We start from the raw sequence: 6,824 nt of genomic DNA, 5'->3' as shown, positions 1-6,824 counted from the left end.
GGGCGCTCTGGGCGGGGTGGAGCTGGTCCCCCAGAACCCAGATGCCGATCATCGGGAGGCCAGACGGCAGGCGCGGCGGGCCACCGCGGCGGCATAGCCCCGCTCGACCGAGCCGCTGGCCGGGCTGAGCTGGCCGCTGCGGCAGTCGACCACGAGGCGCTCGTGCCGGCCCTGCTGGTCATTCACCCGCAGGCGCAGCTGCCAGTGGTGCTTGGCGCTGCGGGTGATCTCGTCGCCACAGACCGGACCGACGCACAGCCCGGGCGCCGCCAGCAGAGGGGCGGGTACGCCCAGACCCGCGGCCAGCAGCAGGACCAGCAGGGCCCCGAGGCTCAGCCACCGCTTCACACGCCTCAACCCGCCAGCTCCAGGGGAGCGCCATTCTCCCCGGGGGGCTCGTCCACCTGGGGGTCCAGCGGATGGTCATCCGCGGGATGGAAGTGGTCGAAGATCTGGCGGGCCAGGGTCGGCCCCATGCCGGGGGCCACGGCGATCTGCTCGGGAGTGGCGAGCTGGATCGCATCGATGGAGCGGAAGTGGGCGAGGAGGTCGCGGACCCGCTTGGGCCCGAGCCCCGGGATGTCGGAGAGGCGGGAGCGCTTCATGCGCTCTCCCCGCTGCTGGCGATGGAAGCTCACGGCGAAGCGATGGGCCTCATCCCGCAGGCGCCGGAGCAACTGCACGCCGAGCTGCTCCGACTCGCTTTCGAGGGGTTGGCTGGCGCCGGGGAGGAACACCTCCTCCCGCTGCTTGGCGAGGGAACAGACCACCAGCTCATCGTCCAGGTTCAGCTCCCGCAGGGCCTCCATCACGGCCGACAGCTGGCCCTTGCCGCCATCGATCATCACCAGATCGGGCCAGTCGTTGAGCCCATCGGTGTGGAGGGCCGTGGCGGCGCTGCGCCGCAGCTCACGCAGGTCCTCGCCCCGGCTTTTGGCCTGGGCCCAGCGGCGAAAGCGCCGGCGCATGATCTCGGCCATGGCCATGAAGTCGTCCGAGTGGCCGGCACGGATCGAGCTGCTCTGGATCCGGTACTTGCGGTAGTGCTGCTTGGCGGGGAGGCCATCGATGAACACCACCTGGGAGGCCACCGCATCGCTGCCCTGGATGTGGCTGATGTCGTACCCCTCGATCCGGCGGGGCGGGACCGGCAGCTCGAGCAGCTGGGCCAGGTCCTCGGTGGCCAGCAGATTCTGCTCACTGGCCCGCTGGGCCCGCTGCAGTTCGTAGCCGGCATTGCGCACGACCAGCTCGATCAGCTCGGCCTTCTGCTGCCGCTGGGGCACTGCCAGGCGCACCCGGCGACCCCGCTGTTCCCCCAGCCAGGCCTCGATCAGCTCCTGCTGGGGCAGGGGATGCTGAAGCAGCAGCTCGGGAGGGATTTCAGCCGGCTCCACCTGGCTGTAGTGCTCCTCCACCACCCGCTGCAGGATGCGGCCGAAATCCGGGGCGCCCGGCGGCTGGGCGGGGACCTCGGCCATGTAACCGAGGCGGCCCACCAGCTTGCCGGCCCGCATCTGGAACAGCTGCACGGCGGCCACCCGCTCATCGGCCGCCAGGGCGATCACGTCGCGGCTCACCGAGCTGTCACCGATGCTCATCTTCTGGTCGGCGGTGAGGGTGCCGATGCCCTGCAGCTGATCCCGCACCCGGGCTGCACTCTCGAAGTCGAGCCGTTCGGCGTAGCGCTCCATCTGGTCGTGGAGGAGGGCCAGCAGCTCTTCGTTGCGGCCCTGGAACACCATCGCGACCTGGCGCAGGGTGCGGTGGTAGTCCTCTGAGCTGATCTTCTGCTGGCACACCCCGGGACAGCGGCCGATGTCGTAGTTGAGGCAGGTGCGGTCGCGGTAGAGGGGCTGGGGCCGCTGGCGCAGTGGAAAGACCCGCTTCACCAGCGCGAGGGTGCGCCGCAGCAGCCCCACGTCCACGTAGGGCCCGTAGAAACGGTCGAGGGGGGAACGGAAGCGCCGCCGCCGGGTGATGAAGATGCGGGGGTAGGCCTCGCTCCAGGTGATGCAGAGATAGGGGTATTTCTTGTCGTCCTTCAGCAGCACGTTGAAGTGCGGCTGGTGGTGCTTGATCAGGTTCGACTCAAGGGCCAGCGCTTCGGCTTCGCTGTCGGTGACGATGAACTCCAGCTCACACACCTGGCGCACCATCAGGGTGATGCGGGGGCTGTGGCCGTGGCCGCTGCCGCTCTGGAAGTAACTGCGCACGCGGTTGCGCAGCACCTTGGCCTTGCCGATGTAAAGGATGCGGTCATCCGCATCGCGCAGCAGATAGCAGCCCGGCTCGGCCGGCACCTCCCGGAGACGGGCCTGCAGCCGCTCCGGGTGCTGAATCAGGGGGGTGGCGGCCAAGGTGGGAGCGGGGCCCTTCGGAAGGAGGACGAGCCGCTCAGCCGCCGTACTGCCAGCCGGTGCTGCCGAGCTCCAGGGCTGCCCCGTCGCGGTGCAGGGTGGCCGTCTTCACCTCGCCCACGAACACGGTGTGATCCCCGTGGGCCACATGACCCACCAGCTCACACTCCACCGCGCCCAGGGCGTTGTCGAGGATCGGCAGACCCAGCTCCCCCAGCTGGAAGGGTGCGGCGTCGAAACGACCGCCGATGCCCTTCTGGGGCTTGAAGAACACCGCGGCGAGGTCCTTCTGATCGGCCGCGAGCACATTGAGCGAGAACCTGCCGGTGCGCTGGATCATGCCGTTGCTCGTGCTGTCGGCCCGCACGGCCATCACCACCAGGGGCGGCTCGAAGGAGCCCTGGGTCACCCAACTGGCCGTGAAGCCATTGACCTCCTCGCCCTCGGCCACGCCGCAGATGAAGACGCCGTGAGGGATCTTGCGCAGCAGGGTCTTCTTGGCGTCGGCGTTGAGGGAGGGGTTGGAGGCCATGGCGGGCAGGGGCCCCGAAGGGCGGCGGGAACGGAACCGACTCTAGAAACGCGGCCATGCCGCCCATAAGGTGGCCCGATGCGCGCGCTCTACCCCGGCAGCTTCGACCCGCTCACCCTGGGGCACCTGGATCTGATCGCACGGGCAACCCGCCTTTTCGATGCGGTGGTGGTGGCCGTGTTGCAGAACCCCGGCAAGCGGCCAGCATTCCCACTCGAGCAGCGGCTGGCCCAGATCCGCGGAGCCACCGGGCATCTGGGCGGGGTGGAGGTGGGCAGCTTCGATGGCCTCACCGTGGAGTACGCGCGCCGCTGCGGGGCCCAGGTGATCCTGCGGGGCCTGCGGGCGCTGAGCGACTTCGAGTTCGAGCTGCAGATCGCCCACACCAACCAGAGCCTTGACCCCCGGGTGGAGACGCTGTTTCTGGCCACCGCCGTGCATCACAGCTTTCTCAGCAGCTCGGTGGTGAAGGAGGTCGCCCGCTTCGGGGGTGATGTGGGTCACATGGTGCCGGCCGGAGTGGCGCAGGACCTGGCGAGGCTTTTTAATCAGGACGCAAGCAGAGGCGGCAGCGATGGCTGAAACCAATATCACGGTGATTGATCAGCTCGATCAGATCGAGGATCTTCTCCTCGACGGAACCCGCATCCCCTTCAGTGGCGGAAGGCTGGTCAACGAGCAGGACGCCATCGAACTGATCGACGCCGTGCGGGAGTCGATCCCTCCCCAGCTGAGCCAGGCGGTGGAGCTGCTGCGGCAGCGCGATGAGTTCATCGCCCAGGCGCGCAAGCAGGCCGAGGAGATCGTGGCGGTGGCCAAGCGGGAGCGGGAACAGCTGATCAGCAACGCCTCCGTGCGGCAGGAGGCCGAGCGGCAGGTGGCCGAACTGCGCGAACAGACCCGTCAGCACTGTGACCAGATGCTGCAGCAGGGCCGCCAGCAGGCCGCCGCCGAAGAACAGGAACAGCAGTCCCGCATGGCCCAGCTGGAGCAGCAGTTCGCCGCCCGCCGCCAGCAGCTGGAGCAGGAGGTCGCCGAGCGGAACCGAGGCCTGCTGGAGCAGCACGAACGCAACCGCCAGCAGGCCATGGCCGAACTGGAGCAGATCCGCCAGGAGGGCCTGCGTGTGCAGCGGGAGAGCCAGGCCGAAGCCGAGCGGCTCCACAACGACGCCCTGCAGTTTCGCCAGCAGACCCAGCAGCAGTGCGACGCCCTGGTGGGCCGCAGCCGCCAGGAAGCGGCCACGATCAGCGAGGGCGCCAACCGCTACGCGGAGCAGGTGCTGGGCGAACTGGAGACTCGCCTCAAGGAGCTGGGCCAGGTGGTGGTGGCGGGTCGCCGCGAGCTGGTTCGCCTGCAGGTGCCGGAGCAGCCGGACGTCTCTGCCATGGACGAGCAGCCCGCAGCCCCCAGCCGCCGCCGCCGCACCCCATCTGCCCTGAGGAGGCTGGCGGGCTGAGCCCCGCTCCTCAGCGGATGGTTGGAAGCGCCCCGATCATCCCGAACACAACCGGGATCACCCCGGACACAACTGGGTCTGCTGAGCCTGACGCAACACCTGGCCGATCGTGGTGTTGGGCTGGGAGGCCCCATTGCTGATCGCGCTCACATAGCGCGGTCCAGCGGAGGTGAGGAGCACCCCGCTGATCGAGCGAACCCCGGTGAGCGTGCCGGTCTTGCCGTAGAACTGGCCCTGCAGGGGCGTACCCACGTAGAGGCGCCGCAGGGTGCCACGCTGGCCGGCCACCGCCATCGAGGCGAGGTAGTTGCGTCCGTAGGGGTGCTGGTCCATCCGCAGAAGGAGTGCCGCCAGGAAGCGGCTGGTGAGGCGATTGGCCCGGTCCAGGCCGCTGCCGTCCGCCACCCTGACCCCCTGCATGGGCAACCCCTGCTGGCCGAGCCACAGGGTCTCGCGCTGCTGGGCCTGAGCGAGGTTCCAGGTGCCGGCTGCCTGGCGCAGCAGCACCTCAGCGGTGAAGTTGTGACTCTCGGTGTTGGCCAGACTGAGCAGGCTGTGCATCGGTGCGGAGGACTCCTGGTGGAGCAGCACCGCCTCGGGGGGGAGGGCCGTGGTCGCCGACACCATGCGCACCTGCACCTTCCCGCCCTGCTGATCCACGGACTTCTGAATCAGCGCCTGAAGCCTCGACGGAGGGTTCATCACCGCGTCGTTGATCGCGTTGCTGGTCACCGCCAGACGGGTGATCGGCGCGCCATAGGCGTAATAGCGGTCATCCGGATGCCAACCCTGGGGCCACCAGGCCTGCTTCGGCTCCTCCGCCAGCTCGAGGGTCACCAGGGAGGGCGTGCTCCCGGTGGAACCACCGGAGCCGAGGGCGAGCTTGGCGAGGCGCTGCAGCTGGGGCAGGGCCAGATCCGGGTCACCTTCTCCGGTGAGGCGGAGACTGCCGTCCGGCAGCCGCCAGAGCCGGGTGGCCAGGCGGTAGTCGGGGCCCAGACGGTCGAGGGCGTAGGCGGTGCTGACCAGTTTCTGGTTGGAGGCCGGCACCCGTGGCCGTGTGCCGTTGACATCGGCCAGCAGGCGCCCGCGGGAATCGGCGATGCTGACGCTCCAGACGGCCGTCTCCCCGCCCAGCACGGCCTGCAGGCGCTGCTGGAGAGCCGGACAGCTCACCTGGCTCTGCAGCTGGGGGAAACCGATCGGCGGCGGGCTCGGGGGAGGCACGGCCAGGGGTGCCGCCTCCAGCTCCAGGCTGGTGATGGCTGGACGCTGCTGGGCCTGGGCCGGCAGCAGCGTGAGGTTCAGCGGCAGCAGCGTGGCCGCGAGCAGCAGGGGATGGGGAACACCGCGCATCAGATCAACCTCCCTGAACCGCGATGCCGGTGACGTTGCCGGTGACCCGGTAGCCCTCGCCCTCGATCTCGATCGGGCTCCCGACCTTGACGCTCTGGCTGCCGAACACCACTCCGCCACTGCCCTTGAGCCCCTGGGCCTCGAGCACGAAGCGGGCATCGAGGTTGCTGAAGTCCTTGCCGCTGGGATCCACGGCGGTCACCACCGAGCCATCGGGCTGCACGGCCACCAGGCGCCGCTGCAGGGGGCGGATCTCCCGGATCGAGACCGTGCCATGGGGCTGGTTGCGGATCACGATCGCCACCTTGCCCTCCTGGCGGGCAGCGGCGACGAGAGCCTCAGGATCGGCCACCGGCACACCGCGCACATCCACGAGCACGGTCACCGGCACCAGGCCACCCGTGGCCTGGGCGACAGCCCCCGAGAGCTTGGGGCTCCAGATCACGCCGGCCGCCGCAAGCAGCACGGCGGCAGCGGCGCCGAGGTCCACCAGGCTCCAGCGGCGTGCTTGGGCGGCAGGAGTCTCGGGAGCCATTCGGAGCAAGCGGCGTCGGGCGCACTTTACGGAGAGTGCCCAGGCTTGCCCAGACCACCTCAGTGGCGCAGGCCCTCCAGGAAGCTGTCGAGGGCCTGGAGGTTGCCGGCCATCCCGCCGCCAGCCTCGCCGGCCAGGGCCACGGCACGCTGCTCCCCGTCGGGCTTCTGCTCGAACGTGCCCACCAGCCGATGGCCATCGGCATCGCGCCGGTACAACTGCCAGGGTCCCGGAAAGGCGCGCCGCAGGGCGCCTTCGGCCAAGGGCATCACGGCATAGGCGCTCTGCCAGCCGGACAGGAAGCCGCGGCGGCGCTCGCGGGCCACACTGCCGATGCCCACCGCCGCATCCTCGAGGCTGCCGTTGAGCATCACCACGGCACCGCGATGCAGGGCGCAGACCTGCTCCACGTCGTCGTAATCGGCGGGGGCGGGGGCCACGAGCACCAGGACCCCCTCGCTGCCTCCGTCAGCCTGCTGCAGCCGCATCTGGTCGCGCAGGCTGGCCAGCTGGGGGGCGAAGTCGGGTCCGTCCCGCTTGGCCAGGGCCGTGGCACCCGCATCGGCAAACAGCATGCGCAGG

8 protein-coding genes are annotated in these 6,824 nt (G+C 69.8%); 2 read left to right on the top strand and 6 right to left on the bottom strand.

Annotated elements, in window-relative coordinates; genetic code table 11:
* Window positions 1-48 precede the first annotated feature (48 nt).
* The 3 genes from ACLD7X_RS15635 to ACLD7X_RS15625 are packed head-to-tail and all read right to left on the bottom strand — an operon-like array spanning window position 49 to window position 2,892.
* Entirely contained in the window at window positions 49-348 is a 300-nt protein-coding gene (locus tag ACLD7X_RS15635; protein WP_411424603.1) for a hypothetical protein, read from the bottom strand.
* Between the two features lie 5 nt (window positions 349-353).
* Entirely contained in the window at window positions 354-2,360 is a 2,007-nt protein-coding gene (gene uvrC, locus ACLD7X_RS15630; protein WP_411424602.1) for an excinuclease ABC subunit UvrC, read from the bottom strand.
* 37 nt (window positions 2,361-2,397) lie between these two features.
* Window positions 2,398-2,892, bottom strand: a complete 495-nt coding sequence (locus tag ACLD7X_RS15625; RefSeq protein ID WP_411424601.1) for a flavin reductase family protein — start codon at window positions 2,890-2,892, stop codon at window positions 2,398-2,400.
* Window positions 2,893-2,970: 78 nt separating this feature from the next.
* Here ACLD7X_RS15625 and coaD point away from each other — a divergent pair, with 78 nt between their 5' ends.
* Both coaD and ACLD7X_RS15615 read left to right on the top strand, forming a co-directional pair.
* The gene (gene coaD / locus ACLD7X_RS15620) at window positions 2,971-3,474 is read left to right on the top strand and encodes a pantetheine-phosphate adenylyltransferase (RefSeq protein ID WP_411424600.1); all 504 of its coding nucleotides are present in this window, start codon (window positions 2,971-2,973) and stop codon (window positions 3,472-3,474) included.
* Window positions 3,467-4,351, top strand: a complete 885-nt coding sequence (locus tag ACLD7X_RS15615) for a coiled-coil domain-containing protein (RefSeq protein ID WP_411424599.1) — start codon at window positions 3,467-3,469, stop codon at window positions 4,349-4,351. Before coaD ends, ACLD7X_RS15615 begins: the two co-directional genes overlap by 8 nt.
* 57 nt (window positions 4,352-4,408) lie before the next feature.
* Here ACLD7X_RS15615 and dacB read toward each other — a convergent pair whose 3' ends face one another.
* From dacB to ACLD7X_RS15600, 3 genes are all read right to left on the bottom strand, one after another.
* Entirely contained in the window at window positions 4,409-5,707 is a 1,299-nt protein-coding gene (dacB, locus tag ACLD7X_RS15610; RefSeq protein WP_411424598.1) for a D-alanyl-D-alanine carboxypeptidase/D-alanyl-D-alanine endopeptidase, read from the bottom strand.
* A gap of 4 nt (window positions 5,708-5,711) precedes the next feature.
* Entirely contained in the window at window positions 5,712-6,242 is a 531-nt protein-coding gene (locus ACLD7X_RS15605) for a DUF4330 domain-containing protein (RefSeq protein WP_411424597.1), read from the bottom strand.
* Window positions 6,243-6,301: 59 nt separating this feature from the next.
* Window positions 6,302-6,824: DUF1995 family protein (locus ACLD7X_RS15600; RefSeq protein WP_411424596.1), on the bottom strand; the 523-nt coding region annotated here is incomplete at its 5' end.

The organism is Aphanothece microscopica RSMan92, from assembly GCF_046613545.2.
Lineage (GTDB): Bacteria > Cyanobacteriota > Cyanobacteriia > PCC-6307 > Cyanobiaceae > NIES-981.
This window is presented reverse-complemented; position numbering and strand designations above follow the sequence as displayed.